The organism is Vibrio sp. 10N.286.52.C3, from assembly GCF_041468865.1.
GTDB classification, from domain to species: Bacteria; Pseudomonadota; Gammaproteobacteria; order Enterobacterales; family Vibrionaceae; genus Vibrio; species Vibrio crassostreae_C.
On the sequence record NZ_JBFRJM010000140.1, the window covers coordinates 1 to 1,195 of the forward strand.

At 43.4% G+C, this 1,195-nt stretch carries 1 protein-coding gene; it reads left to right on the plus strand.

Annotated elements, in window-relative coordinates; genetic code table 11:
• Window positions 1–68: 68 nt before the first annotated feature.
• Window positions 69–1,169, plus strand: a complete 1,101-nt coding sequence (locus tag AB4138_RS23805) for an ISAs1 family transposase (protein WP_102319868.1) — start codon at window positions 69–71, stop codon at window positions 1,167–1,169.
• Window positions 1,170–1,195 lie beyond the last annotated feature (26 nt).

Consider the following 1,195-nt stretch of genomic DNA (forward strand, 5'->3'; position numbering starts at 1 on the left):
CAGGGCGGGATCGCACTTTGTTAACAAATATGATCTAATAGTGCTAAATCCACAATCACACAGCCATTTTGAACTTAATCGAACACTTATCAGTCGTCCAAGACACTCGGTCAGACATTAATCAGAAGCATGATCTTATCGATGTCATGTTCCTTGTAATTAGCGCCATCGCATCTGGATGTGAAGGATGGCAAGATATTGAATTGTTTGGGAAAGACAAACTAGATTGGCTGAGAAAATACAGAACATTTGAACATGGTATTCCACGTCGGCATACAATAGCCCGTATTTTACGTTCAGTTGTCGCAGAATCTTTGCTAGAGGCATTAGCCCTGTGGATTAACGAGCAACGCACTAGTCAACACAAGCCGATAATCGCATTCGATGGAAAAGTGCTGCGTGGCTCATACCGAAATGACAAAAAAACAGCGTTACAATTGGTTACCGCCTACGACACTGAACGTGGCCTCGTTTTGAGTCAAAAGCCGACTGAGAGCAAAAATGGCGAGATCAACGTTGTACGCCAAATGCTTGATGTTATTAACGTAAAAGGCAGTGTCATCACCATTGATGCCCTGCATTGTCAGCGCGATACGCTCGAGAAAATTGCAGAGAAAAAGGCTCACGTTGTTGTTCAAGTGAAGAACAACCAGCCCAAATTGAGAGTGGCTATTGTGGAGCAATTTCAAGCTGTCTTTGAAGCAGGTAAAGAGAAAATAGTTACCGAAATCAAAGAGAAGCACCATGGCCGCAGTGAAGAAAGATATGTATTTCAGTTAAAGGCTAAGTTACCTAAAGAGCTTGCGGAGAAATGGCCGACAGTACGAAGCATCATTGCGGTGGAGCGGCATCGAGTGATCAACGGAAAAGGAAGTGTAGACACCTCATATTACATAAGCTCTATGTCGCCGAATCACAAAATGCTAGGCCACTACATTCGTCAGCATTGGCGTATTGAAAACAGCCAGCATTACGTATTAGATGTTGTTTTTAAAGAGGATTACTCACGGATCACGCTAGATGGTGCTGTAGAAAATATAGCGTTGTTTAGACGCTTTGTGATGAACATGCTGAAGCAATGCGAATGTGGTGCACCAAGCCAAAAAGTGAAGTTGAAGAAGGCTGCTTGGAACGATGATTATCGGGCACGAGTCTTCTTTGGGTTATAAATTGAACAAAGTGTGCTCGCGCCCTG